The sequence below is a fragment of the Streptomyces sp. NPDC007863 genome (assembly GCF_040633895.1).
In the GTDB taxonomy this organism is placed as follows: Bacteria; Actinomycetota; Actinomycetes; order Streptomycetales; family Streptomycetaceae; genus Streptomyces.
In genome coordinates this window covers 77003-101493 of record NZ_JBEYEI010000013.1, presented here as the reverse complement: position 1 = coordinate 101493, position 24491 = coordinate 77003, and the positions used below count along the sequence as shown (strand labels likewise).

At 72.9% G+C, this 24491-nt stretch carries 26 protein-coding genes, 1 pseudogene and 1 riboswitch; of the genes and pseudogenes, 14 read left to right on the top strand and 13 right to left on the bottom strand.

All coding sequences use genetic code 11. The annotated features are described in order from the left end of the window. Positions 1–2: 2 nt before the first annotated feature. A riboswitch (cyclic di-AMP (ydaO/yuaA leader) is annotated at positions 3–209 on the bottom strand. A gap of 314 nt (positions 210–523) precedes the next feature. Continuing rightward, positions 524–829 carry a hypothetical protein gene (locus ABZ621_RS21330; RefSeq protein WP_360606760.1) on the bottom strand — a complete coding sequence of 102 codons (306 nt, stop codon included), beginning with the start codon at positions 827–829 and terminating at the stop codon, positions 524–526. Between the two features lie 7 nt (positions 830–836). After that, a complete protein-coding gene (locus ABZ621_RS21325) occupies positions 837–1463 on the bottom strand; it encodes an ATP-dependent Clp protease proteolytic subunit (RefSeq protein WP_360606758.1) in 627 nt (208 codons plus the stop codon). A gap of 58 nt (positions 1464–1521) precedes the next feature. On the opposite strand from ABZ621_RS21325, the gene ABZ621_RS21320 reads away from it, so the two are divergent. From ABZ621_RS21320 to ABZ621_RS21285, 8 genes and pseudogenes are all read left to right on the top strand, one after another. Next, positions 1522–1821 (top strand): type II toxin-antitoxin system Phd/YefM family antitoxin, encoded by a 300-nt coding sequence (locus tag ABZ621_RS21320; protein ID WP_360606756.1) that lies wholly within the window; start codon positions 1522–1524, stop codon positions 1819–1821. Positions 1822–2038: 217 nt separating this feature from the next. Then, entirely contained in the window at positions 2039–2341 is a 303-nt protein-coding gene (locus ABZ621_RS21315) for an urease subunit gamma (RefSeq protein ID WP_360606754.1), read from the top strand. A gap of 15 nt (positions 2342–2356) precedes the next feature. After that, a pseudogene (locus ABZ621_RS21310) lies at positions 2357–2665 on the top strand (urease subunit beta); the annotation flags it as partial. Between the two features lie 103 nt (positions 2666–2768). Next, positions 2769–4490: an urease subunit alpha gene (locus ABZ621_RS21305; RefSeq protein ID WP_360606752.1), complete on the top strand. Its 1722-nt coding sequence runs from the start codon at positions 2769–2771 to the stop codon at positions 4488–4490. Beyond that, positions 4490–5152 (top strand): urease accessory UreF family protein, encoded by a 663-nt coding sequence (locus tag ABZ621_RS21300; RefSeq protein WP_360606750.1) that lies wholly within the window; start codon positions 4490–4492, stop codon positions 5150–5152. The genes ABZ621_RS21305 and ABZ621_RS21300 overlap by 1 nt, the downstream gene beginning before the upstream one ends. A gap of 14 nt (positions 5153–5166) precedes the next feature. After that, complete coding sequence (ureG, locus tag ABZ621_RS21295; RefSeq protein ID WP_360606748.1) at positions 5167–5862, top strand: urease accessory protein UreG; 696 nt, start codon at positions 5167–5169, stop codon at positions 5860–5862. Then, positions 5859–6605, top strand: a complete 747-nt coding sequence (locus ABZ621_RS21290; protein WP_360606746.1) for an urease accessory protein UreD — start codon at positions 5859–5861, stop codon at positions 6603–6605. The genes ureG and ABZ621_RS21290 overlap by 4 nt, the downstream gene beginning before the upstream one ends. Before the next feature lie 139 nt (positions 6606–6744). Beyond that, entirely contained in the window at positions 6745–8331 is a 1587-nt protein-coding gene (locus ABZ621_RS21285; RefSeq protein WP_360606744.1) for an alpha/beta hydrolase, read from the top strand. A 57-nt stretch (positions 8332–8388) separates the two neighbouring features. Here the strand turns inward: ABZ621_RS21285 and ABZ621_RS21280 are convergent, their stop codons facing one another. Continuing rightward, positions 8389–9066 (bottom strand): lysophospholipid acyltransferase family protein, encoded by a 678-nt coding sequence (locus ABZ621_RS21280; RefSeq protein ID WP_360606742.1) that lies wholly within the window; start codon positions 9064–9066, stop codon positions 8389–8391. Positions 9067–9164: 98 nt separating this feature from the next. Between ABZ621_RS21280 and ABZ621_RS21275 the strand changes: the two genes are divergently transcribed. Next, positions 9165–10154, top strand: a complete 990-nt coding sequence (locus ABZ621_RS21275) for a DUF3048 domain-containing protein (protein WP_360606740.1) — start codon at positions 9165–9167, stop codon at positions 10152–10154. Positions 10155–10224: 70 nt separating this feature from the next. Then, entirely contained in the window at positions 10225–10575 is a 351-nt protein-coding gene (locus tag ABZ621_RS21270) for a PRC-barrel domain containing protein (protein ID WP_360606738.1), read from the top strand. Positions 10576–10590: 15 nt separating this feature from the next. On the opposite strand, the gene ABZ621_RS21265 is transcribed toward ABZ621_RS21270, so the two are convergent. From ABZ621_RS21265 to ABZ621_RS21245, 5 genes are all read right to left on the bottom strand, one after another. Beyond that, complete coding sequence (locus ABZ621_RS21265; RefSeq protein ID WP_360606736.1) at positions 10591–10806, bottom strand: hypothetical protein; 216 nt, start codon at positions 10804–10806, stop codon at positions 10591–10593. A 102-nt stretch (positions 10807–10908) separates the two neighbouring features. Next, positions 10909–11859: a cytochrome c oxidase assembly protein gene (locus ABZ621_RS21260; RefSeq protein WP_360606734.1), complete on the bottom strand. Its 951-nt coding sequence runs from the start codon at positions 11857–11859 to the stop codon at positions 10909–10911. A gap of 139 nt (positions 11860–11998) precedes the next feature. Beyond that, on the bottom strand, positions 11999–13027 hold the full coding sequence (locus tag ABZ621_RS21255; protein ID WP_360606732.1) for a 6-phosphofructokinase: 1029 nt from the start codon (positions 13025–13027) through the stop codon (positions 11999–12001). A gap of 188 nt (positions 13028–13215) precedes the next feature. Beyond that, complete coding sequence (locus ABZ621_RS21250) at positions 13216–13944, bottom strand: glutamine amidotransferase (protein ID WP_360606730.1); 729 nt, start codon at positions 13942–13944, stop codon at positions 13216–13218. Positions 13945–13975: 31 nt separating this feature from the next. Further along, positions 13976–15223, bottom strand: coding sequence for a MurT ligase domain-containing protein (locus tag ABZ621_RS21245; protein ID WP_169093798.1), 1248 nt, complete (start codon positions 15221–15223; stop codon positions 13976–13978). 125 nt (positions 15224–15348) lie between these two features. Between ABZ621_RS21245 and def the strand changes: the two genes are divergently transcribed. After that, a complete protein-coding gene (def, locus tag ABZ621_RS21240) occupies positions 15349–15909 on the top strand; it encodes a peptide deformylase (RefSeq protein ID WP_360606728.1) in 561 nt (186 codons plus the stop codon). Positions 15910–16031: 122 nt separating this feature from the next. Here def and ABZ621_RS21235 read toward each other — a convergent pair whose 3' ends face one another. Next, the gene (locus ABZ621_RS21235) at positions 16032–16679 is read right to left on the bottom strand and encodes a TetR family transcriptional regulator (protein WP_360606726.1); all 648 of its coding nucleotides are present in this window, start codon (positions 16677–16679) and stop codon (positions 16032–16034) included. Between the two features lie 175 nt (positions 16680–16854). Between ABZ621_RS21235 and ABZ621_RS21230 the strand changes: the two genes are divergently transcribed. Then, a complete protein-coding gene (locus ABZ621_RS21230) occupies positions 16855–18072 on the top strand; it encodes an acyl-CoA dehydrogenase family protein (RefSeq protein WP_360606724.1) in 1218 nt (405 codons plus the stop codon). Positions 18073–18083: 11 nt separating this feature from the next. On the opposite strand, the gene ABZ621_RS21225 is transcribed toward ABZ621_RS21230, so the two are convergent. Beyond that, positions 18084–18680: a hypothetical protein gene (locus ABZ621_RS21225; protein WP_360606722.1), complete on the bottom strand. Its 597-nt coding sequence runs from the start codon at positions 18678–18680 to the stop codon at positions 18084–18086. 118 nt (positions 18681–18798) lie between these two features. Between ABZ621_RS21225 and ABZ621_RS21220 the strand changes: the two genes are divergently transcribed. Then, positions 18799–20118, top strand: a complete 1320-nt coding sequence (locus ABZ621_RS21220; protein ID WP_360606720.1) for a phytase — start codon at positions 18799–18801, stop codon at positions 20116–20118. An 8-nt stretch (positions 20119–20126) separates the two neighbouring features. Here the strand turns inward: ABZ621_RS21220 and ABZ621_RS21215 are convergent, their stop codons facing one another. Further along, the gene (locus ABZ621_RS21215; protein ID WP_360606718.1) at positions 20127–20624 is read right to left on the bottom strand and encodes a VOC family protein; all 498 of its coding nucleotides are present in this window, start codon (positions 20622–20624) and stop codon (positions 20127–20129) included. A 98-nt stretch (positions 20625–20722) separates the two neighbouring features. On the opposite strand from ABZ621_RS21215, the gene ABZ621_RS21210 reads away from it, so the two are divergent. Next, the gene (locus ABZ621_RS21210; RefSeq protein ID WP_360606716.1) at positions 20723–22096 is read left to right on the top strand and encodes a cytochrome P450; all 1374 of its coding nucleotides are present in this window, start codon (positions 20723–20725) and stop codon (positions 22094–22096) included. A gap of 6 nt (positions 22097–22102) precedes the next feature. Here ABZ621_RS21210 and ABZ621_RS21205 read toward each other — a convergent pair whose 3' ends face one another. Continuing rightward, entirely contained in the window at positions 22103–23314 is a 1212-nt protein-coding gene (locus tag ABZ621_RS21205; RefSeq protein WP_360606714.1) for a helix-turn-helix domain-containing protein, read from the bottom strand. A 217-nt stretch (positions 23315–23531) separates the two neighbouring features. Next, positions 23532–24476 carry a hypothetical protein gene (locus ABZ621_RS21200; protein ID WP_360606712.1) on the bottom strand — a complete coding sequence of 315 codons (945 nt, stop codon included), beginning with the start codon at positions 24474–24476 and terminating at the stop codon, positions 23532–23534. Positions 24477–24491: the final 15 nt, after the last annotated feature.

The following is a 24491-nucleotide window of genomic DNA, read 5'->3' as shown; positions in this document are numbered from 1 at the left end:
CGCAACCCTTCGTCAGCCGCCTGTGAAGGATGACCTGTCGGGTTCGGGCAGGCGAAGATGCCCGGCCGCGGCTGCGGCTTCACCCCAAGGGACGGCCGCGCCGGGGATACGGCGCGATCGACCCGTACTGCTCGGGTCCTCCACTCCTGCCGGTCCAATCCTGTCGACCAGACGTCCGGGACGGCGGCAGGACTCGGCGTCCGCCCGGACCGCCCCGCCTGGATGGCGGGGGCTTGTCGTCGTCGAGGATCTTGACCCACGGTTCGGTCGAAAACCGAGCGGAAACGACGTTATGTGAGGCTCCTCACGACTGATCCATACGGGTGGACAAGAGGGTTTCGTGATCGTCGTAGGTTTGGCCGACGAGCCCCGTACCAGCATCGGAATGCCCGATTCCGCCAAATGCGTACACCTGTTGCGCAACTCGCACACTTCATCTGTCGATCGCGCGACTACGCCGGACGGGGGATGGATCCTGCGTCCCGTGTCGGCCGTCCGGGGCTCGACACGACACGTCGGAATGTCAACTGGCCCGCGCGCCGGGCACGGTGACGCGGGCGGCCCGCCGCTCGCCGTCCAACACCCGCAGCGCGCAGGCCAATGTCTCGGTGTGGACCTCGCTCTCGCCCCGCATATGCATGAGCGTCAGGGCCTCGCGCAGCGCCTCCGCCCGCCCGACCAGCGCCTGCGCGGCCCGCAGGGCCCCATAGGTATGCGAGCCTCTGGATGGATTGATCTTCCCCAGGAGGTCGACGACTTCGAGGTAGGCGTCGATCAACTGCCCCTCGGCGCGCGTCAGGGCGGGCAGCGGCGGAAGCTCCGGCACCATCGCGGTCTCACCGTGCCGTCGGCGTGCCGGAGTCGGCCCGGCGCGTGCCGACGACGGAGTCGACCAGGCCGTACGCGAGCGCCGCCGGCGCGTCGAGGACGGTCAGGCGCTCGGTGTCGGCGGAGACCTCGTCCGCCTCCCGGCCGGTGTACGCGGAGAGGAGTCCCGTCATCACGCCGCGTAGCCGCAGCAGTTCGCGCGCCTGGAGGTCCAGGTCGGAGAGCTGCCCGGCGAGCGGCTCGTCGAGGACCGGCTGGCGCAGGGTGACCCGGGCGCCGGGCAGCATCATGCGCTTGCCGGGCGTGCCCGCGGCGAGCAGGACCGCCGCCGTGGAGCCGGCCTGGCCGAGGCAGGTGGTCTCCACGTCGCTCGCCAGGCTGCGCATGGTGTCGTGGATCGCGGTCATCGCGGTGATCGAGCCGCCGGGGGAGTTGAGGTACAGCGCGATGTCCCGCCCCGGGTCCGCGTGGTCCAGGTGCAGGAGCTGGGCGATCACGTCGCTCGCGGCGACGTCGTCGACGGCCGTGCCGAGGAAGACGATCCGGTTCTCCAGGAGCTTCGCGTAGGGATCGAGGGTCCGGGTGCCGTACGAGGTCCGCTCCGAGAACTCCGGCAGTACGTGACGTGCGTCCATCAGGGGTGCCTCCTTCTGTAAAAAATGTACAGGACGTACAGGCCGTAAGCTGAGGAGCATGACCTACGAGATCCCGGTGACGCAAGCGCGGGCGGAGCTCGCCGACCTCATCAACCGCGTCGTGTACGGCGACGAGCGCGTGGTCGTGACCCGGCACGGGAAGCCGCTCGTCGCCCTGGTCTCCGCCGCCGACCTGGAACGACTCGAAAAACTGGAGGCCGAGGCGCGGGACGCCGTCGAGGAGCCGGTGATCCGTTCCGTCTCCGGGACGGGGCTTTCCGGCGGTCTCGGTTCCGCCACCGGTGAACAGCGCCGCTTCGGCATCGCCGCCCACCACCGCGACCCCGGCACCGGCTGACGCCGCACCGGTCCGCCGGCACCGGTCCGCAGCCACCGGCCGACCGGTCCGATGATCATGGAATCGCAAAGCCGGAGTTAACGCGCCGGAAAAACTTCCGCCCTAACGTGCAATGTCCGGCCGTCCACCGCAGCTCCGCCGTTCAACAGCGTGTTGACGGTCGGTAGGGTCCGCAGCTGTCCGGGTGCGGCCCGGTGGACGACTGTGAGGTGGAAGAGTGCAGCTGAGCCCGCACGAGCAGGAGCGCCTGCTCATTCACGTGGCCGCCGACGTGGCGGAGAGGCGCCGTGCGCGCGGGGTGCGGCTCAACCACCCCGAGGCCGTCGCCCTCATCACGGCGCACCTCCTCGAAGGCGCCAGGGACGGTCGCACCGTCGCCGAGCTCATGGCCTCCGGGCGCAAGGTGCTCTCCCGCGAGGACGTCATGGACGGCATCCCCGAGATGATCCACGACGTCCAGGTCGAGGCCACCTTCCCCGACGGCACCAAGCTCGTCACCGTCCACGACCCGATCGTCTGACGGGGGCCGGCGCCGATGATCCCCGGAGAGATCCTGTACGCGGACGGGCCCGTGTCCCTCAACGAGGGCCGCCCCGTCACCCGCCTCACCGTCCTCAACGCCGCCGACCGGCCCGTCCAGGTCGGCTCCCACTACCACTTCGCCGAGGTCAACCCCGGTCTCGACTTCGACCGGGCGGCCGCGCGCGGCCTGCGCCTGCACATCGCCGCCGGCACCGCCGTCCGCTTCGAGCCCGGCATCCCCGTCGAGGTCGAGCTCGTGCCGATCGCCGGCCACCGGATCGTCCCCGGCCTGCGCGGCGAGACCGCCGGCCCCCTGGACGCGACGACCGCGACGGGCCCCCTGGACGCGACGACCGAGACCGGCCCCTTGGGCGCGACGACCGAGACCGGCTCCCTCGCCGCCGCGGTTCCGAACGGAGACGCCCGTGCCTGACCTCCACCGCGCCGTCTACGCCGACCTGTTCGGCCCCACCACCGGCGACCGCATCCGGCTCGCCGACACCGACCTTCTCGTCGAGATCGAGGAGGACCGCTGCGGCGGGCCCGGCCGGGCCGGCGAGGAGGCCGTCTTCGGCGGCGGCAAGGTCATCCGCGAGTCCATGGGCCAGGCCCGCACCACCCGTGCCGAGGGCGCCCCCGACACGGTGATCACCGGCGCGGTCGTCCTGGACCACTGGGGGATCGTCAAGGCCGACATCGGCATCCGCGACGGCCGGATCACCGCCCTCGGCAAGGCCGGCAACCCCGACACCATGGACGGCGTCCATCCCGGCCTCGTCATCGGCCCCGAGACCGAGGTGATCGTCGGCAACGGCCGGATCGTCACCGCCGGCGGCGTCGACACCCACATCCACTTCATCTCCCCGACCGTGGTCGAGCAGGCCCTCGCCACCGGCATCACCACCCTCGTCGGCGGCGGCACCGGCCCCGCCGAGGGCACCAAGGCCACCACGGTCACGCCCGGCCCCTGGCACACGGCCCGGATGTTCGAGGCCCTCGACACCTTCCCCGTCAACATCGGCCTCCTCGGCAAGGGCAACACCACGTCCCGCGAGGCGATGCACTCCCAGCTGCGCGGCGGCGCCCTCGGCTTCAAGATCCACGAGGACTGGGGGGCCACCCCCGCCGTCATCGACGCCTGCCTCGGCGTCTGCGAGGAGACCGGCGTCCAGCTGGCCATCCACACCGACACCCTCAACGAGGCCGGATTCGTCGGCGACACCCTCGCCGCCATCGCGGGCCGGACCATCCACGCGTACCACACCGAGGGCGCGGGCGGCGGGCACGCGCCGGACATCATCACCGTGGTCTCCGAGCCCCACGTGCTGCCCAGCTCGACCAACCCGACCCGGCCGCACACCGTCAACACCATCGAGGAACACCTCGACATGCTGATGGTCTGCCACCACCTCAACCCCGCCGTCCCCGAGGACCTCGCCTTCGCCGAGTCCCGGATCCGGCCCTCCACCATCGCCGCCGAGGACGTCCTCCACGACCTCGGCGCGATCTCGATCATCTCCTCCGACTCCCAGGCCATGGGCCGGGTCGGCGAGGTGATCCTGCGGACCTGGCAGACCGCCCACGTCATGAAGAGGCGGCGCGGCGCGCTCCCCGGCGACGGCCGCGCCGACAACCACCGGGCGCGCCGCTACGTCGCCAAGTACACGATCAACCCGGCCGTCGCCCAGGGCATGGACCACCTCGTCGGCTCCGTGGAACCGGGCAAGCTCGCCGACCTCGTCCTGTGGGAGCCCGCCTTCTTCGGCGTGAAGCCGCTCGTCGTCCTCAAGGGCGGCCAGATCGCGTACGCGCAGATGGGTGACGCGAACGCCTCCATCCCCACGCCCCAACCCGTGCTGCCCAGGCCGATGTTCGGCGCGCTGGGCCGGGCGGCCGCCGCAGGCTCGGTCAACTTCACCGCCGAGGCCGCGATCGAGGACGACCTGCCGCGGAGGCTGGGCCTGGCCAAGGAGTTCACCCCGATCCGCTCCACCCGCCGCGTCACCAAGGCGGACATGCGGGAGAACGACGCCGTGCCCCGCGTCGAGGTCGACGCCGACACCTTCACCGTCACCATCGACGGCGAAGCGGTCGAACCCGCCCCCGCCGCGGAACTGCCCATGGCCCAGCGCTACTTCCTCTTCTGATGACGCGCTCCGCCCTCCTCGTGCTCGCCGACGGACGGTTCCCCGCCGGCGGGCACGCCCACTCCGGCGGCGCCGAGGCCGCCGTCAAGGCCGGCCGCGTCCGCGACGCCGCGAGCCTGGAGGCCTTCTGCCGCGGGCGGCTGCACACCGCGGGACTCACCGCGGCCGGTCTCGCCGCCGGCGCGGCCCTCGGTCTCGACCCGCACGAGCTCGACGCCGCCGCCGACGCCCGCACCCCCTCGCCCGCGCTGCGCGCCGCCGCCCGCCGGCTCGGCCGGCAGCTGATGCGGGCCGCCCGGGCCACCTGGCCGGGACCCGGACTCGACGCGCTCGCCGCCGCCTTCCCGCGCGGCGCGCACCAGCCCGTCGTGCTCGGCGCGACGGCGCGGGCCGCGGGGCTCGGCCCCGAGGACGCCGCGCACTGCGCCGCGTACGAGTCGGTCGGCGGGCCGGCCACCGCGACCGTACGGCTCCTGGGCCTCGACCCCTACCAGGCGACCGCCGTCCTCGCCCGGCTCGCCCCCGAGATGGACGAGGTCGCCGCCCGGGCGACCGCCGCAGCCCGCGAGGGCGTCGACGCGCTGCCCGCCGCCTCCGCGCCGCTCCTCGACATCACCGCCGAGCAGCACGCGGCCTGGCCCGTCCGCCTCTTCGCCTCGTAACACGGGAGTACCCCATGCACCTCGACCACGGACACACCCACCACGGCGCCGTCTCCGCCGACGCCCACCGGCCCGACGGCACCCGGCGCGCCCTGCGCGTCGGCCTCGGCGGCCCGGTCGGCTCCGGCAAGACCGCCACCGTCGCCGCGCTCTGCCGCGCCCTGCGCGACACGCTCTCGCTCGCCGTCGTCACCAACGACATCTACACCCGCGAGGACGCCGAGTTCCTGCTCCGCGAGGCCGTGCTGCCGCCCGAGCGCATCCAGGCCGTCGAGACCGGCGCCTGCCCGCACACCGCCATCCGCGACGACATCTCCGCCAACCTGGAGGCGGTCGAGGAGCTGGAGGACGCGGTCGGACCGCTCGACCTGATCCTCGTCGAGTCCGGCGGCGACAACCTCACCGCCACCTTCTCCCGTGGCCTCGTGGACGCGCAGGTCTTCGTCATCGACGTCGCCGGCGGCGACGACATCCCCCGCAAGGGCGGCCCCGGCGTCACCACCGCCGACCTCCTCGTCGTCAACAAGACCGACCTCGCCCCGTACGTCGGCTCCGACCTCGGCCGGATGGCCCGCGACGCGGCCGAGCAGCGCGGCGGACTCCCCGTCGTCTTCACCTCGCTGCGGTCCGAGGAGGGCGTCGGCCCGGTCGCCGCCTGGCTGCGCGAGCGGCTCGCCGCCTGGACAGCCGCCCCGGCGCCCGCCGCGTGAGCCTGCGCGCCACCGCCCGGATCGCCGCCGGGGCCGACGGCTCCCTGCCGGTCCTGGAGAGCGACGGGCCGCTCGCCGTGCGCCGCACCCGCGCCGCCGCCCCCGGCTGGTCGCGGGTGACGGTGGTCGGCGCGATGAGCGCCCCGCTCGGCGGCGACCGGCTCGCCATCGAGACCGAGGTACGGGACGGGGCGCGGCTGCGGGTCGACTCGGCCGCCGCCACGCTCGCCCTGCCGGGCCGGGACCCCGAGCCGGCGGCGTACGGGATCCGGCTCCGGGTCGGCGCGGACGCCGCCCTGCGCTGGCTGCCCGAGCAGCTCGTCAGCGCCCACGGCTCCCACCTGCGGGTGCGCACCACCGTCGAGCTCGCCCCCACGGCCCGCCTGGTGCTGCGCGAGGAGCAGGTCCTCGGCCGGCACGGCGAGCCGCCCGGCACCCTGGTCTCCCGGCTCACCGTCCGCCGCGCCGGCCGGCCCCTGCTCGACCAGGAGCTGGCGTACGGCCCCGGCGCGCCCGGCGGCTGGGACGGCGGCGCCGTCCTCGCCGGTCACCGCGCCACCGGCCAGCTCCTCGTCGTCGAACCGGACTACGGGAAGGAGCCGCCGGCGGCGCGTCCGCTCGGCGAGCACGCGGTGCTCACCCCGCTCGCCGGTCCGGCGGCGCTCGTGACGGCCGTGGCCCCCGACGCGCTCGCCCTGCGCCGGATCCTCGACGCCGCGCTGGCCGAACTCGCCCCCGAATGAGACGGATCGGGGTGTACCGCTCAGCGGACACCCCGATCCGGTTATGGGTTCGGCAAAGAAACCTGTGTTCGGACTGACGTGGCGCCCTCGTTGACGAAAGGATCACTCGAACAGACGACCACCTACAGGGGGAGGACCTTTGAGACGACGTACGGCAGTGCTCGGCTCCGCCGGCACGCTCATCGCCGCCACGCTCGTCGCGGGCGCGCTCGCGGCTCCGGCGGCCAGTGCCGACAGCGGCGAGCGCCACGGCCGCGACGCCGAGGCCTACGGAGTCGCGCTCGCCGCGGACCGGGCCGCCCGCGCCGGGATCGACTGGCGGGACTGCCCCGAGGACTGGGGCCTGGAGAAGCCGATCCAGTGCGGCTGGGTCACCGTCCCCGTCGACTACGCCCGTCCCAACGGCAAGACGATCAAGATCGCCGTCGACCGGATCGGCGCCACCGGCACCCCCGCCGAGCGCCAGGGCGCGCTGCTCTACAACCCCGGTGGCCCCGGCGGCTCCGGCCTGCGCTTCCCGCGCCGCGTCACCACGAACCACAAGGTCTGGACGAACGTCGCCAAGGCCTACGACTTCGTCGGCTTCGACCCGCGCGGCGTCGGCAAGTCCGCCCCCATCTCCTGCGTCGACCCGACCGAGTTCGTCAAGGGCCCCAAGCTCGACCCGGTCCCCGACAGCGAGGCCGACAAGCGCGCGCAGCGCAAGCTCGCCGCCGAGTACGCCGAGGGCTGCTTCGAGAAGAGCGGCGACATGCTCCCGTACATGACGACGCCGAACACCGCCCGCGACCTCGACGTCATCCGCGCCGCCCTGGGCGAGCGGAAGCTCAACTTCGTCGGCGTCTCGTACGGCACCTACCTCGGCGCCGTCTACGGCACCCTCTTCCCGACGCACGTCCGCCGCATGGTCCTGGACAGCGTCGTGAACCCCTCGACCCGCTCGATCTGGTACGAGGCCAACCTCGGCCAGGACATCGCCTTCGAGGGCCGGCTCACCGACTGGATGACCTGGGTCGCCCAGAACGACGCCACCTACCACCTCGGCTCCACCCTGGCGGAGGTCCGGCAGCAGTGGGACACCCTGCGCGCCGCCGCCAAGAAGGAGCCGCTCGGCGGCAAGGTCGGCCCGGCCGAGCTCATCGGCTTCTTCCAGAGCGCCCCGTACTACGACTCCATGTGGGCGCCCGTCGCCGAGGCGTGGAGCGCGTACGCCGCCGGTGACCCGCAGCCGCTCATCGACAACGCCGCCGCGGACCTCACCGACACCGCCGGCAACATCGCCTCGGAGAACGGCAACGCCGTCTACACCGCGGTCGAGTGCGCCGACGCCCCCTGGCCGACCAGCTGGAAGAAGTGGGACCGGGACAACTCCCGCCTCCACGCGCAGTACCCGTTCATGACCTGGGCCAACGCCTGGATGAACCTCCCCTGCGCCACCTGGAAGGTCCCGAGCCAGAAGCCCGTGCAGGTGAAGACCGGCAAGGGCCTGCCGCCGGTGCTCATCGCGCAGGCCGAGCGCGACGCCGCCACCCCGTACGAGGGCGCCGTCGAGCTCCACAAGCGCTTCAAGGGCTCGCGCCTGATCACCGAGAAGGACGCCGGTTCGCACGGCATCACCAGCCTCGTCAACCCGTGCCTCAACACCAAGGTCGACGCCTACCTGCTGAGCGGGAAGCTCGACGCCACGGACCAGACCTGCGCCCCGCACGCCGCACCGCGGCCGTAGCCCGCGTCTGACGTGAGGAGGGGCCGTCGCCACCCGGCGACGGCCCCTCCGCCGTGCTCAGGACCCGGCGGCCTTCACCACGGCCGCGTACTCGTCCACGTACTCCTGCCCCGACAGCCGCATCACCGCGTACATGATCTCGTCCGTGACCGCCCGGACCACCGCCCGCTCGTCCGCCGAGCCCGCGAAGCGCGAGAAGTCCAGCGGCTCCCCGAAGCGGATCGTCACCCGCCGGATCCGCGGCACCACCCGCCCCGGCGGCTGGATCTCGAAGGTGCCGACCATCGCGCACGGCACCACCTTCACCCCGGCCGTCAGCGCCATCACCGCCACCCCCACCTTGCCCTTGTACAGCCGCCCGTCGTGCGAGCGGGTGCCCTCCGGGTAGATCCCGAGCAGCTCGTCCTTCGCCAGCACCCCGAGCCCCTCGCGGATCGCCGCCTGCCCCGCCTCCTTGCCCGAGCGGTCCACCGGGATCTGCCCGGCGGCCCGGAAGAACGCCGCCGTCAGCCGCCCCTTCAGCCCCGGCCCGGTGAAGTACTCCTGCTTCGCCAGGAAGGTGATCCGCCGGTCGAGCACCACCGGCATCAGGAAGTGGTCCGAGAAGGAGAGGTGATTGCCCGCGACGATCGCCGCGCCCTCCTCGGGGACGTGCTCGATCCCCTCCACCCTCGGCCGGAACAGCAGCTTGAGCAGCGGCCCGAGCAGTACGTGCTTCAGCAGCCGGTAGAACACCGGAAACCCCCGTTCGTCGTCCGTCCCGCCCGTTGTAACCCCCCGCCCGCCCGTGGTCCACTGGTCGGAGTGGCCCGACTCGCCCGGGAGGCCGAAAAATGCCAGGCGCGCCCGCACCCCGGGGACCCCGCCGGCTGCTCACCGTCCTGCTCTGCGCGGTGGCGGCGGCCGGACTGTACGGCTGCTCGGACTCCGGCCCGCGGGACCCGGCTCCGACACGGACCACCACCGCCCCGGGCGGCGTCTCCCCGCTCACCGGACTGCCCGCCCGCACCGGCCCGGTCCTCGCCGTGAAGATCGACAACGTGCCCGCGGCCCGCCCCCACACCGGCCTCGGCGCCGCCGACCTCGTCTACGTCGAACAGGTCGAGGGCGGCGTCACCCGGCTGCTCGCCGTCTACTCCTCCCGCCTCCCCGACGGCATCGGCCCCGTCCGCAGCGCCCGCGAGTCCGACATCCCCCTGCTGCGCCCCTTCGGCAACCCCGCGCTCGCCTACTCCGGCGCCCAGCGCGCCCTGAACCCGCTCCTGGAAGCCGCCCCGCTCGACCTCGTCCACCAGTCCTCCGCGCCCGCGGCCTTCCGCCGCTCCCCGGACCGGCCCGCCCCGCACAACCTCTACCTGCGCCCCGAGCGCGCCCTGGCCGCCGCCCCGGACGCCTCCGACGTCCGGCCCGTCGGCTTCCGCTTCGGCGCCGCGCCCGCCGGCGGCACCGCCACCACCACCGAGACCGTCCGCTTCCCGGCCGCCCGCTACGCCTTCACCTGGTCCGCCGCCGACCGCGGCTGGCGCGTCGCCATGGACGGCCGCACCGCCACCACCACCGACGACGGCCCGCTCGCCCCCGCCACCGTCGTCGTCCAGCGGGTCACCATCCGCCCCTCCGCCTTCCACGACGTCAACGGCGCCGTCTCCCCGTACACCGAGACCACCGGCTCCGGCACGGCGACCGTGCTGCGCGACGGACGGGCCCACGAGGCCCGCTGGTCCCGCCCCGACCCGGCCGCCGGCACCTCCTTCACCACCCCCGACGGCCGTCCCCTCGCCTTCGCGCCCGGACAGGTCTGGATCGTCCTCGCCCCGCGCTGACCGGCGGATGAACGCGCCGGACGGGGGTAGTCGCGCCACACGAGGCAATCCCCCGGCGAGGAGGCACGTCATGAGCACCGGCATGTGGGGCTACGCGGAATCCTCCGGCCACGTGCCGGGCGACACCCTGATCGGCTACGCGGTGGAGGCCACCGACGGCGGCATCGGCAAGGTCGACCGGCACACCGAGGACGTCGACCGGTCCTACCTGGTCGTGGACACCGGGCCGTGGATCCTCGGCCACAAGGTCGTGCTGCCCGCCGGTCTCGTCGACCGCGTGGACCGGGAGAACGAGACCGTGCACGTGAACTGCACCAAGAAGCACGTCCGCGAGTCGCCCGACTTCGATGCCGGGCAGAACGAGGACGACATCACCTTCATCCGGCTCGTCGAGCAGTACTACTCGAACCGGCACATGTGAGAGCGGACCGGGCCGTCAGCGCGGTGCCGGACCCGCCCCGCCCGCGCGCGGCCGGCGCGGCCCCGCGGCCGACTCGGTGCTGTCCGCCGCCGCCATCCCGATCGTCGCCACCATCAGCACGATCCAGCCGAACCAGAGCCAGCCGCTGCTCCCGAGCGCCACCGTGTACGCGCTGATCAGCACCAGCACGGCACAGGTGACGATCGTCATCGCCTTCGTGGAACCGGACATCTGCCCGCCCTCCTCCCGACCGGGGCCAGGGAAGCCTCCCTGCCATGGTGACTCCCCGCGGGGGGCGGGCGCTACTCCCGCGCGGGATCCGGGAGGGGCGGTTCAGCGACCGCGCGCCTGCAGGGAGGCCAGGTAGGCGTTGTACTCCGCCAGCTCCTTGTCGCCGTCCCGGTCCGCCTGCCGGTCCTTGCGGACCGCCTGCCGCTGCTCGGAGTGGTACCACTGGTAGACCAGCGCGATCAGCACCAGCACCGAGGGGATCTCGCTGAACGCCCACGCGATGCCGCCCGCCGCGTTCTGGTCGGCGAGCGCGTCGATGCCGAGCGAGGCCGGCGGGTTCTCGTACGCCTTCACCATCGGCTGGGACGCCATCATCATCGCGATGCCGAAGAAGGCGTGGAACGGCATGCCCGCGAAGAGCTCCAGCATCCGCATCACATAGCCGGGCCGGTGCGGGCCCGGGTCCACGCCCATGATCGGCCAGAAGAAGACCACGCCCACCGCGAGGAAGTGCACCATCATCGCGATGTGCCCCGGTTTCGACGCCATCAGGGTGTCGAAGAGCGGGGTGAAGTAGAGGCCGTAGAGGCTGGCGATGAAGATGCCGATGGTGAAGACCGGGTGCGTGATGATCTTCATGTACCGGCTGTGCAGCAGCTTGAGGAGCACCTCGCGGGGGCCCAGCGAGCCGCGCCCGGCCACCGGCAGCGCCCGCAGCGCCAGCGTCACCGGCGCGCCGAGCAGCAGCAGGATCGGCGAGACCATGGAGATCACCATGTGCTGCACCATGTGGACGCTGAACATGACCATGCCGTAGTCGTTCAGCTTGGTGCACATCACCAGGGCGACGGTCAGCACGCCGACGGTGAAGAGCACGGTCCGGGAGACCGGCCAGGCGTCCCCGCGCCCGCGCAGCCGGGCGACCCCCCACCCGTACAGGCCGAGCGCCACGAGGCACCCGATGAGGAAGAACAGGTCGGGAGAGAACTCCAGGCCCCGCCCCAGCGTGAACGGCGGCAGATCCGTGGTCATGCCGTGCCCGCTGTGATCCATCGCTTACTCCTGGAGCCCATTGCGCGCCGAGCCCGTTTCGCGCTTGTTGTCCGCACCAGACTAGAACCGCCCCCGGTCGCGCTCGCGACCGGGGGCGGGTGTCAGACGCACGGAGTGCGCACGGAGGGCGCGAGGGCGCTCAGAGCACGCACTCGGCCTCGGCGTAGCGGTCCGCGGGGACCGTCTTCAGGGTCTCCACGGCCTGGGCGAGCGGGGCCATGACGATGTCGGTGCCGCGCAGCGAGGTCAGCATGCCGAACTCGCCGCGGTGCGCCGCCTCGACGGCGTGCCAGCCGAAGCGGGTGGCGAGGACGCGGTCGTACGCGGTGGGGGTGCCGCCGCGCTGGACGTGGCCGAGGATGACCGGGCGGGCCTCCTTGCCGAGCCGGCGCTCCAGCTCCACGGAGAGCTGGTTGGCGACGCCGGTGAACCGCTCGTGGCCGTAGATGTCGGTGCCGGCGGTCTTGAAGTCCATGGAGGAGCCCTCGCGCGGCTTGGCGCCCTCGGCGACGACGACGATCGCGAAGCGCTTGCCGTCCTCGAAGCGGGCGCCGACCCGGGAGGTCAGCTCGTCGATGTCGAAGGGGCGCTCGGGGACGACGACCGCGTGGGCGCCGGCGGCCATGCCCGAGTGCAGGGCTATCCAGCCGGTGTGACGGCCCATGACCTCGACGACGAGGACGCGCTGGTGGGACTCGGCGGTGGTCTTCAGCCGGTCGAGGGCCTCGGTGGCCACGGTGACGGCGGTGTCGAAGCCGAAGGTGACGTCGGTCGAGGCGATGTCGTTGTCGATCGTCTTCGGGACGCCGACGATGGGGAGGCCCGCCTCGGAGAGGAGGTTGGCTGCCTTGAGGGTGCCCTCGCCGCCGATCGGGATGATGGCGTCGAGACCGAGGTCGGCGACGTGGCCGCGGGCCCGCTCGACGCCGTCGACGAGGTGCGCGGGCTGGACGCGGGAGGAGCCGAGGATGGTGCCGCCGCGGGCGAGGATGCCGCCCACCGCGTCGAGGTCGAGCTTCCGGTAGTCGCACTCCAGGAGGCCCTTCCACCCGTCGTGGAAGCCGATGACCTCGTCCCCGTGATCGACCACGGCCCGGTGCACGACGGACCGGATGACGGCATTCAGACCGGGGCAGTCTCCGCCGGAGGTGAGCACACCAATGCGCATAGCCCAAAAACCTTTGCAACGTGGGCCGACTCCCGGACCACGTCGTCCGGCTGGATCCCCGCCACCCTATCGTTGCCGGGTGGCGGGGCCGAACCGGATGTCCGCAGATTGGACACCGTATTTACATACGAATCCAATGTGCGCTAGCCCGCTCAGAAGTGCGCTTCCGGAGGGCTCCCGACGGTTCGTCAGGCGGGCTGCGAGGCGGAGGCGATGCGCTCGGCGCGCAGCGCCTCGTACCACCGGTCGTCGGTGGGCGGCAGCGCGTTCACGTCGAGGGCCAGCTTCAGGAGCAGGTCCGCGATCTGCGGGTTGCGGGCCATCACGGGACCGTGCATGTAGGTGCCGAAGACGGTGTCGTTGTACGCGCCCTCGGTGCCGTCGCCGGTGCCGTTGCCCCGGCCGAGGATGGTCCGCGCGAAGGGGCGGGCCGTCGGGCCGAGGTGGGTGACGCCCTGGTGGTTCTCGAAGCCGGTCAGCTGGGGGAGGCCCAGCTGCGGGTCGATGTCGGCGAGCACGTCGCCGACGCAGCGGGCGCCCTCGCCGCGGACCGTGGTCACGTCGAGCAGGCCGAGGCCCGGCTCGCGCTCCCCGAGGTCGTTGATGAACTCGTGGCCCAGGATCTGGTAGCCGGCGCAGACCGAGAAGATGATCGCGCCGTTGGAGGCCGCCCGGGGGAGGCCGCCGTCCCGGCGCAGCCGCTCGGCCGCGAGCCGCTGCGGCCGGTCCTCGCCGCCGCCGATCAGGTAGATGTCGCCGGAGGTGGGGATGGGCTGGTCGCTGCGGACGTCGACGCGCTCGACGGCCAGGCCGCGCTGGCGGGCGCGGCGCTCGACGACGAGGACGTTGCCCTGGTCGCCGTAGGTGCTGAGCAGGTCCGGGTAGACCCAGACCACACGCAGGCTGCTGTCACTCATGCTGCAAGTCCTTCTGCGAGTCGGGGCGGGGTCAGTTGCCCACGCGGCGGCGGACGTCCTGGAACGCGGTGTAGTTCGCGATCAGCTCGATCTGCCCGGGCGGGGCCATGGCGACGGCCTCGTCGAGCGTCTCGCAGACGCGGAAGTCGACACCCGCGACCTCCAGACGGACCGCCAGGTCGAGCCGGCGGTCGCCGATGACCATGATCGGGTGGCCGGCGAGCCGCCCGTAGTCCACGTCCCACAGCCAGGAGGTGTCGGTGCCGTCGGCACCGCGCGCGTTGACCGAGAGGATCACCGGCGTCGGCGGCCGGTCGATCAGCGAGAAGGTCTCCAGCCAGCCGGCCGGGTTCTTGGCGAGCAGCAGCCGCAGCTGACGGTCCTGGAAGGTGACCACGTCGTAGCGGCCGGCGACGGCCTGGACCTGGTACATGCGCTCCAGGGCGACCTGCGGCGGCACGCCGAAGACGGCGGCGACGGCGGCCGAGGTGGCGGCGTTCGCCTTGTTGGCGCGGCCGGGCAGCTGCAGCCGGATCGGCCAGGCCGAGCCGTGCGGGTCGAGCACGTGGTCGCCGCTGAGCGCCCAGCTCGGGGCGGGGCGGCGGAAGCCGCACTCGCCGCAGAACCAGTCGTCGCCGGGGCGCTGCAGCACACCGCCGCAGGAGGGGCACGACCAGGCGTCGTCCTTCCACTCCTGGCCGACCGCGACCCACACCACGTTGGGGGAGGAGGAGGCGGCCCACACGATCAGCGGGTCGTCGGCGTTGGCGATGACGACGGCCTTGGAGCCGTTGAGGCCCTCGCGCCACTTCTCGGCGAGCATCCGCGTCTCGGCGGCGCGGTCGAGCTGGTCGCGGGAGAGGTTGAGCAGCGCGATCGCCTTGGGGGTGGTGTCGCGGGCGACGCCGGCGAGGTACTTCTCGTCGACCTCGATCACGCCGTACTTGGCGTCACTGCCGCCGGCGAGGGCGGAGGTGATGCCCGCGGGCATGTTGGCGCCGAGGGCGTTGGAGACCACCGGGCCGCTGGCCCGGAGCGCCTCGGCGATGAGCCGGGTCGTGGTGGTCTTGCCGTTGGTGGCGGACACGAGGACGACGTCCAGGTGCTGCGCGAGCCGCCCCAGCAGGTCGGGGTCGAGCTTGAGCGCCACCCGGCCGCCGATCACCGATCCACTGCCGCGTCCGGCCGCCCGCGACACCGCGGCGGCTGCCTTGCCCGCGGTCACGGCCAGCTTGGCACGCGGCGACAGCGGCTCTGGATTACCGGGGTGTCCTGACATCGTCCTTGATCCTCCTTGCGTCGGTCGGGGCTCAGCCTATCGAGAACCGGCCAGGAGCCCGAACCGCGGCACCCGTGCCGACCGTATGAAATGAGGAGGTCACGGCGGACCGTACGCTTACCGCCATGCGAAACCGCCCCATCCCCGGCAGCTCCGGCATCGTCCGGACGATGACCCTGCTCGGCGATCCCGTGCTGCACGCGCCCTGCGCGCCCGTCACCGAGTTCGGCCCCGAACTCGACCGGCTGGTGGAGTCCATGTTCGCCACGATGTACGCGGCGCACGGCGTCGGTCTCGCCGCGAACCAGGTGGGCGTGGGGCTGCGGGTCTTCGTCTACGACTGCCCGGACGACGAGGAGGTCCGTCACCTGGGGCACGTGGTGAACCCGCGCCTGGTCGAGGCGGACGGCGACGTGTACCGCGGCCCGGAGGGCTGCCTCTCGCTGCCGGGTCTGGAGGCGCCGGTGGCCCGCTTCGACCGCGCGGTGGTCGAGGGCGTCCGCACCGACGGCACCCCGGTCCGGATCGAGGGCACGGGTTTCTTCGCCCGCTGCCTCCTCCACGAGATGGACCACCTGGACGGCCACGTCTACGCGGAGCACGTCACGGGGTGGCGCAGATCACGCCTGCTCCGCGCGATCCGCAAGCAGCCCTGGGGCGGGGGCGCCTCCGTCCTGGAGGCCTGACGGACCCCTCCGGTACGGCTCCGAAGGCGGCCGCCCGGAGTCGGGGGCTCCCGCGCCCCGGTGCCCGGGGCCCCTCCGGGCCCGCCCCCGCCGCCGGCCCCGGCCGGTCTCGGGGCGTACGCCTAGAAGCCCGGGCCGTCGGCGCGGTCGTCGGCGTCGGCGAGGCGGCCCCAGAGGAGGTCCGCGAGGGCCTGGACGAGTTCGGCGCGGGAGCAGGGGCGTTCGCCGAGCCACCAGTCGCCGGCGGCGTGCATCATGCCGACGATGCCGTGGCCCCAGATCCGGGCCTGTGCCTCGGCGGCCGGGCCGAGGTCGACGCGCTCGGCGATGACTTGGCCGAGCTCCTCGCCCATGCGGCGCAGCAGCGGCGCCGAGTGGCGGCCGACGTCGAAGCCCTGCTCGGCCTGGTGGGACTCCTCGGCCGGGTGCATGAGGAAGCGGTAGACCTGCGGCATCGCCTCGATGGACGCGAGGTAGGTGTCGAGGGTGGACTCGACCCGGCGGCGCCGGTCGGCGGGGGCGTCGAGCGCGGCCCGCAGCGAGGCGAGGAGGGCGTCGGTGTGGCGGGTGGCGAGGGCGCGGTACAGGCCGCCCTTGTCGCCGAAGTGGCGGTAGAGGATCGGCTTGGTGATGCCCGCCTCGGCCGCGATCGCGTTCATGGATGCCTTGGGGCCGTCGCGGAGCACCACCCGGTCCGCCGCCTCCAGCAGTTCGCGCCGCCGCTGCTCGGCGCTCTTCTGCTGGTCGGTGGTCCGGTGTGCGATGTCCATAAGCGTGTCTCCCCGCCCGTGCGATGACCTGAGGCTGTCGCAACGTAACACCCGACCGGCATGCTGTGCCGAACCGCCCGAGGGCCCTTCGCTCGGGAGGACCCGCAGGTTGACAGCCGTACCCGCCGGTAACAGACTGGGTGTTACCGCAAGTAACGTACTGCTGGGAGGGAACATGGCCGAGTTCACGTTCGAGCTCAACGACGACCAGAAGGAAGTCCGTGACTGGCTCCACGGCTTCGCCGCGGACGTCATGCGGCCGGCCGCCGCGGAGTGGGACGAGCGTGAGGAGACCCCCTGGCCGATCATCCAGGAGGCGGCCAAGCTCGGAATCTACTCCCTCGACTTCTACGCCCAGCAGTTCTTCGACCCGACCGGCCTCGGCGTCCCGATGACCATGGAGGAGCTCTTCTGGGGCGACGCCGGCATCGCCCTCTCCATCGTCGGCACCGGTCTCGCCGCCGTCGGCGTCCTCGCCAACGGCACCGAGGAGCAGATCGGCACGTGGGTGCCGCAGATGTACGGCGACGCGAACGACGTCAAGGTCGCCGCCTTCTGCTCCTCCGAGCCCGACGCCGGCTCCGACGTCGCTGCCATGCGCACCCGGGCCGTCTACGACGAGGCCAAGGACGAATGGGTGCTCAGCGGCACCAAGACCTGGGCGACCAACGGCGGCATCGCCAACGTCCACGTCGTCGTCGCCGTCGTCGACCCGGAGCTCGGCTCCAAGGGCCACGCCTCCTTCATCGTGCCGCCGAACACCCCCGGCCTCTCCCAGGGCCAGAAGTTTCAGAAGCACGGCATCCGCGCCTCGCACACCGCCGAGGTCGTCCTGGAGGACGTGCGCGTCCCCGGCTCCTGCCTGCTCGGCGGCAAGGAGAAGCTCGACGAGCGCCTCGCCCGCGCCCGCGAGAAGGCGAAGTCGGGCGGCGGCGAGCGCGTGAAGAACGCTGCCATGGCCACCTTCGAGGCGTCCCGCCCCGCGGTCGGCGCCATGGCCGTCGGCACCGCCCGCGCCGCGTACGAGGTCGCCCTCGACTACGCGAAGACCCGCGTGCAGTTCGGCCGCCCGATCATCGAGAACCAGGGCGTCGCCTTCCAGCTCGCCGACATGGCCACCCAGATCGACGCGGCCCGGCTGCTCGTCTGGCGCGCCTCCTGGATGGCCACCGCCGGCAAGCCCTTCACGAAGGCCGAGGGCTCCATGTCCAAGCTGTACGCCAGCGAGGTCGCCAAGAGCGTCACCGCCCAGGCGATCCAGATCCTCGGCGGCAACGGCTACACCCGCGAGTACCCGGTGGAGCGCATGCACCGCGACGCGGCGATCTACACCATCTTCGAAGGGACCAGCGAGATCCAGCGCATGGTCATCAGCCGCGCCGTCGGCAGGTAGCCCGGCGCCCCTCAGCCGAACCAGACGACCAGGCGGACGTTCCCGTCACCGTGGACGGCCGCCAGGTCGCCCATGACCGCCCAGACCGGACCCCAGCGGTCGCCGTCCGGCGGGACGAACATCCGGGGCGTGTACAGGACCGGACGGTAGACCGCCCCCTCCCAGGGGACCTCTCCGCCGGGCGGCCACTCCCACGGCCACAGGTCCTCGCCGAAGAGCTCCTCCGAGGCGTCGAGGACCTCGATGGGGGACCACCTCACGTGGTCGAAGACGAGCTTCCCGTCCGGGCCGGGCACCCACACCGCGAGGTGGTTGCCGTCGGCGCGGTCGTTCAGCGGCGCGTCCCAGTCGACGGCCGCCACCTCGGCCCAGGTGGCGTACGAGTGGCTGTGGTTGATCTCGTCGTCGGGGATGTCCTCGGAGGCCCCCTCGGGGACGCCCCGCGCGTCGAACAGCGGACGGTCCACCTGGAGCCCGCCGCCGTACCCCCACAGGATCTCCCGCGCGTCCCGGTCGCGCACCGCCGCGCACTCCGGCAGCCAGTCGCGGACCGCCCAGCGCCCGTCCGGCCCCCGCACCTCGATCGCACCCTCGATGTCGCTTCCCATGGGCGGGAGGCTAGCCCCGCCTTCCGTACGGCCGCTCGGAATTCACGGGTCCGCAAGGGCCGCTCCATCCCGCCTCCGTAGCGTCTCGGCCCGTCCGAGACCGCTACCGAGGAGTACCGTGAGCGCCTCCGCCCTGACCGCCCTGGCCGCCGCAATCAGCGTCGTGGCCGCGGCCCCCGCCACCCCCCAGCCCGTCACCGTCACCGCCCGCGTCGAGACGCCCGTCGTGTACGACGACGAGGCCGGCGGCAACGCCGACGCGGACGACCCCGCCGTCTGGGTCGACCCGACGCGGCCCGGCCGCAGCCTCGTCATCGGCACCCTCAAGGAGGGCGGCCTCGACGTGTACGGACTCGACGGCCGTCGCGTCCAGCACATCGCCGCCCCGCCCGCCCCCGGCGAGGACGCCGCCCCCGGGCGGTTCAACAACGTCGACCTCGTCCACGGCTTCGAGCTGAACGGCCGCCCGACCGACCTGGCCGTCGTCAGCGACCGCGGCCGCGACCGGATCCGCGCCTACGCCATCGACCCGGCCGCCCTCGCCGCCGGCCGCGCCCCGCTCAGGGACGTCACCGCCGCCGACGTCACCCCCGTCTTCGCCGCGAGCGAGGCCGAGGTCGACGACCAGACCACCGCCTACGGCCTCTCCGCCTACCGCGACGGCGACGACGCCTACGTCGTCGTCTCGCAGCGCGAGCGCAGCCGGCTGCGCCTGCTCGAACTGGAGGACCGCGGCGGCCGGGTCGGCTACCGCACCGAGGACACCCTCGACCTGCCCCGCTCCTTCACCCTGCCGGACGGCACCGCCTGGCGGCCCTGCGCCGACCCCGGCGAGCTGCCGCAGGTCGAGGGCATGGCCGTCGACCAGGAGGAGCACGTCCTCTACGCCGCGCAGGAGGCCGTCGGCCTCTGGCGCGTCGAGATCGACGACGAGGAGTTCGAGCGGCCCGAACTCCTCGACCGCGTGCGTGAGTACGGCACCCCGTGGACGTACGACGAGGCCGAGGAGGAGTGCGTCCTCGACACCGCGAACGACCCCGGCTTCGGCGGCGAGCACCTGAGCGCCGACGCCGAGGGCGTCACCGTCTACCACGGCGACGACGGCACCGGCTACGTCCTCGCCTCCAGCCAGGGCGACGACACCTTCGCCGTCTACGCCCGCGAGGGCGCCAACGCCTACCTCGGCTCCTTCGCCGTCACCGACGGGCCCGCCACCGACGGCGTGCAGCACTCCGACGGCGCCACCGTGGTGAACGTGCCCGTCGGTGACGCCTTCCCCAAGGGCCTGCTCGTCACCCACGACGGCGAGGCCACCCCGGCGGACGGCGACCGCGAGGGGACGAACTTCAAGTTCACCCGCTGGGACGACGTCGCCGGGGCCTTCCCCGAGCCGCTGACCGTCGACACCGACTCCTTCGACCCGCGCGACACCGACTGACCGACCGGTCACACCACGCAGAACTCGTTGCCCTCCGGGTCCTGAAGGACCACCGCGTAGTACCCCGTCCCGTGCGGCTCGTCCATCGTGCGCAGCACGGTCGCGCCGAGCGCGGTCAGCCGGGCCGCCTCCCCATCGACCCGCGCCCGGCGCACCGCGAGGGGCACCCCGCGTCCACCGCCGACCTTCAGGTCCAGGTGGACGCGGTTCTTCCCCGTCTTCGGCTCCGGGACCTGCTGGAACCAGACCCTCGGCCCGACCCCCTCCGGGTCGACCAGGGACTCCGCCAGATCGTCGGACGGGTCGCCCAGCTCCTCCTCGGGGACGCCGGCCGCCAGCCAGTACGCCCGCCAGCTCGCGTACCCCTCCGGCGGCGGCTCCGGCACGTACCGCAGCGCCTCCGCCCAGAACGGCATCAGACGGGCCGGATCCGCGCAGTCGATCGTCAGCTGGAGGGTCAGTGCGGGGCGCGCGCCCGCGCCGCTCCCGGTGTTGCTCTCATCCATGGGGACGAGCCTCCCAGACACCACCGACAACAGAAGCTACCCATCGGTCACTTCGTGCGGGACAATCCCCACGGCGCCGCGACCAAGGGGGAAGCCACATGGCAACCGAAGCCCGCACCGAAGCACCCGTCCTCACCGGACTGCCCGTCCTCGGCTCGATGTTCGACCTCAGGAACGACTCGCTCGGCACCTTCCTGCGCGCCCGGCGCGAACACGGTGACGTCGTCCGCATCACGGCCGGCCCGCCCGGCGCCCGGGCCAACGTCTACGCCGTCTTCTCCGCCGAGGGCGCCCAGCAGGTCCTCGCCGCCGAGTCCGCCAACTTCCGCAAGGACAACGCCTTCTACCAGGAGATCCGCGAGTCCTTCGGCAACGGCCTGCTCACCAGCCAGGACGAGGACTACCTGCGCCAGCGCCGGCTCGTCCAGCCGCTCTTCACCAAGCGCCGCGTGGACGGCTACGCCGACGCCATCGCCACCGAGGTCGCCACCCTCACCGCCGACTGGGAGAAGACCGGCGCCACCACCGTCGACGTCCTCCACGAGTCGACCCGGCTCGCCCTGCGCGCCGTCGCCCGCATCCTCTTCGGCACCGACGTCGACTCCGCCGTCGAGGTCGTCGAGCGCTGCTTCCCCGGCGTCGGCTCCTACGTGCTCAGCCGCGGCTACGCCCCGGTCAAGGTCCCCCGCGACTGGCCCACCCCCGGCAACCGCCGCGCCGCCGCCCTCCACCAGGCGCTCTACGAGGAGTGCGACCGGATCATCGCCGAGCGCAAGGCCGGCGGCCGGGCCGACGAGGACGGCGACGACCTGCTGTCCCTGCTCGTCCGCGCCGAGTCCGCCGAGGACGGCGCCTTCGACGCCACCGAACTCCGCGAGCAGGTCCTCGTCTTCCTGCTCGCCGGCCACGAGACGACCGCCACCTCCATCGGCTTCGCCCTCCACCTCCTCGCCCGCCACCCCGAGGCCCAGCGGCGCGCCCACGAGGAGGTCGACCGGGTCCTCGGCGACCGCGCCCCCGGCGCGGCCGACCTCGACCGCCTGCCGTACGTCACCCGGGTCCTGAAGGAGGCCATGCGGCTCTTCCCCGCCGCGCCCGTCATCGGCCGCCGGGCCGTCGCCGCCACCACGATCGGCGGCGCCGCCATCCCGGCCGGCGCCGACGTCATCGTCGCCCCCTGGGTCACCCACCGGCACCCCGCCTACTGGGAGGACGCCGAGCGCTTCGACCCGGACCGCTTCACCCCCGAGGCGGAGGCCGCCCGCCCCCGCTACGCCTGGTTCCCCTTCGGCGGCGGCCCCCGGGCCTGCATCGGCCAGCACTTCTCGATGCTGGAGTCGGTGATCGCGCTCGCGACCATCCTCCGGCGCCACGGCTTCGAGGCCGTGGACACCGAGGTGCCGGTCGCCCCCGCGATCACCCTCCAGGCCGCCGGACCGGCCCGCTGCCGGCTCGTCCCCCGGAAGGTGTGACCCGCGCTAGTCCGCCGAACCGCGGCCGTGGAGGTGGAGCGAGCGCAGCGCCGCCTCCAGGGCGAAGCGGCGCTCGGGGTCGAGGAGCCGGTCACCGAAGTGGTTGTCGAGGTTCCGCAGCCGGTAGCGGACCGTCTGGGCGTGCACACCGAGCAGCTCGCCGACCTGCTCGGCCGGGGCCCGGGTGGAGACGTGCACCCGCAGCGTCTCGATCAGCCGCTCGCGCCGGGTGCCCGACAGGCCGTCCAGCGGGGCCAGTTCGCGCTGGGCCAGCTGGGCCGTCAGCGCCGGGTCGGAGAGCAGCCACAGGGTCGTCAGATGGTCCTCGCACGCCACCACGGGCGCGTCCGCGACGACGCCGTCGTCGACGAGCTGGAGGACCCGCCGCGCCCAGCGCAGCGAGTGGGCGGCCTGCGCCGGCGGCACGGTGAGCCCGAGGACCGCCGGGGTGCCGGCCAGGGCCGCGTCGAGCATCTCCCGGCGCTCTGCGGTCAGCGGCCCCGGCACCAGCAGATGGGGGTGCGGCAGGCTCAGGTCGGCGAGGACGTCCCGGTCGAGCCGGTCGGGCACCACCCGGGTGGCCGGCGGCCGCAGGACGACCAGGGTGCACTCGGCGGGGAGCTGCCAGGACGCCTCCCGGCACAGCTCGGCGACGGCGGCCCGGGGCAGCGGCGGCCCGGCGACGACGAGGTGGAGCAGCTTCCTGCGCAGCGCCGCCACGTCGGAGACCGCCCGGGTCCGGACGGAGACGTACCCCTCGCGGGAGAGGGACTCCAGCTCGTCCACGTACGCGAAGAGGGCGTCCGCGAAGGCGAGGATCAGGGTGGGGGAGAGGTTGTAGGTGCGCCCGATGCTCTTGGCGCGCCGCAGGGCCACGCGGGCGCCGAGCCGGTAGGCGCCCAGTAAGGAGTCCAGGGCCCGCCCCTCGTACGCCTCCACCCGGCCGAACTGGCGGAGCAGCTCGTCGCGGAGGGTGGAGCTCGTCCCGGGGGTGTCGACCCGGTCCACGAAGGCCGCCAGGGCCTGCTCGACGCCCTGGCGGATGGCGTCGCAGTGGGGGCCGTTGAAGAGGTGGGTGTACACGGGGTAGGCACGCTCGATCTCGAAGCCGATCTCCTTGACGAGACCCGGGATCTCCGGTCGCATCAGGGCGGCGAACTCTCGCGGCAGCGGATCGAGCGGCTCACCGAGCTCCGGTGACTGTGCGGTGGAGGGCATGGACCGATCCCTTGCTCTGCTACGTGACCGGTGGGGGAGCGGCGCTGCGGCGCCCGGCCGGGTTGGCGGGCGCCGCAGGAGCCATCAGGTACGTACCGATGTGGATTCGCTGAAAGCTAGGACAACTACTGTGTGCTGTACACAACTTGAGCAAGAGTCATGTACGCGATGAGGGCGTACGCGGCCGAGTCGGCCGGTTATGACTCCTGAGTGGCCGTTAGTTGACGGCCGAGTGCCAGTTGCGCGAGAAGACCTTGCCGGCGTCGGGGGCGAGGACACCGGGGGCGAACAGGCCCGTCAGGTAGGTCTGGGTGTCGTTGAGCAAGAGCTTGTTCTTCCCGGCGCCGGCGGGCAGCCCCGTCTTCAGGTTGACCGCCGCGTCGATGATCCCGAACCAGCCGAGGCCGCAGCCGGCGGCGCCCGGGACGGCGAAGCCGTCGTCGTACTGGGTGGCGCCCAGGAGGTCGAGCCGGCTCATCTCGCCCTCCTCGTTCGCGGTGCCGTCGCCGTCGAAGCGCGTGACGCCGAAGCCGGGCGCCGTGAGGTTCTTCGGGCGGAGCAGGATCGGGTTGCTCTTGGACCCGATGTAGCAGTTGTCGCCGAGGAACGGGTTCTGCAGCCGGATGCGGACCGGGATGGTCACGATCGGCTGGTCGGTGAGGACGCCCGCGATCTGGTCGAACTCGGAGGGCGTGCCGACCGACTCCATGGTGGCGGTGATCTTGTTGAGATTCGCGTCCGTCAGCTTCCGGCAGATGTCCGTGACGAACGGGATGTCGCTCGGGCACATCAGCCCCATCAGACCGCCGGGGACGGTGGCGGAGTCGGCGATGAGCGCGCCTCCGGCGGGCGCGACGACCGAGTTGGTGCCGTCGGCGTTCTGCACGACGCCGATCTGGAGGTTGGTCTTCCCGGTGGGCACCGTGGTGTTGCCGAGCTTGATGGAGCCGCTGAGGGAGTACGACACGACGCACTGCGGCGAGGTGTCGAGACCGTCCGTGGAGACCATGGCGGTGGCGTCGACGGGACACCGGGTGGACGGCGCCCAGCCGCCGTTGAGCACCGGGGCGGCGGCCGTCGCCGTGCCCATGGAGGCGAAGGCGCCGAGCGCGGTGAGCGCGGAGACGGTGGCGAGCTTGGTGCGGGCGGAGACGAGGGGCATGGCGGGGCCTTTCGG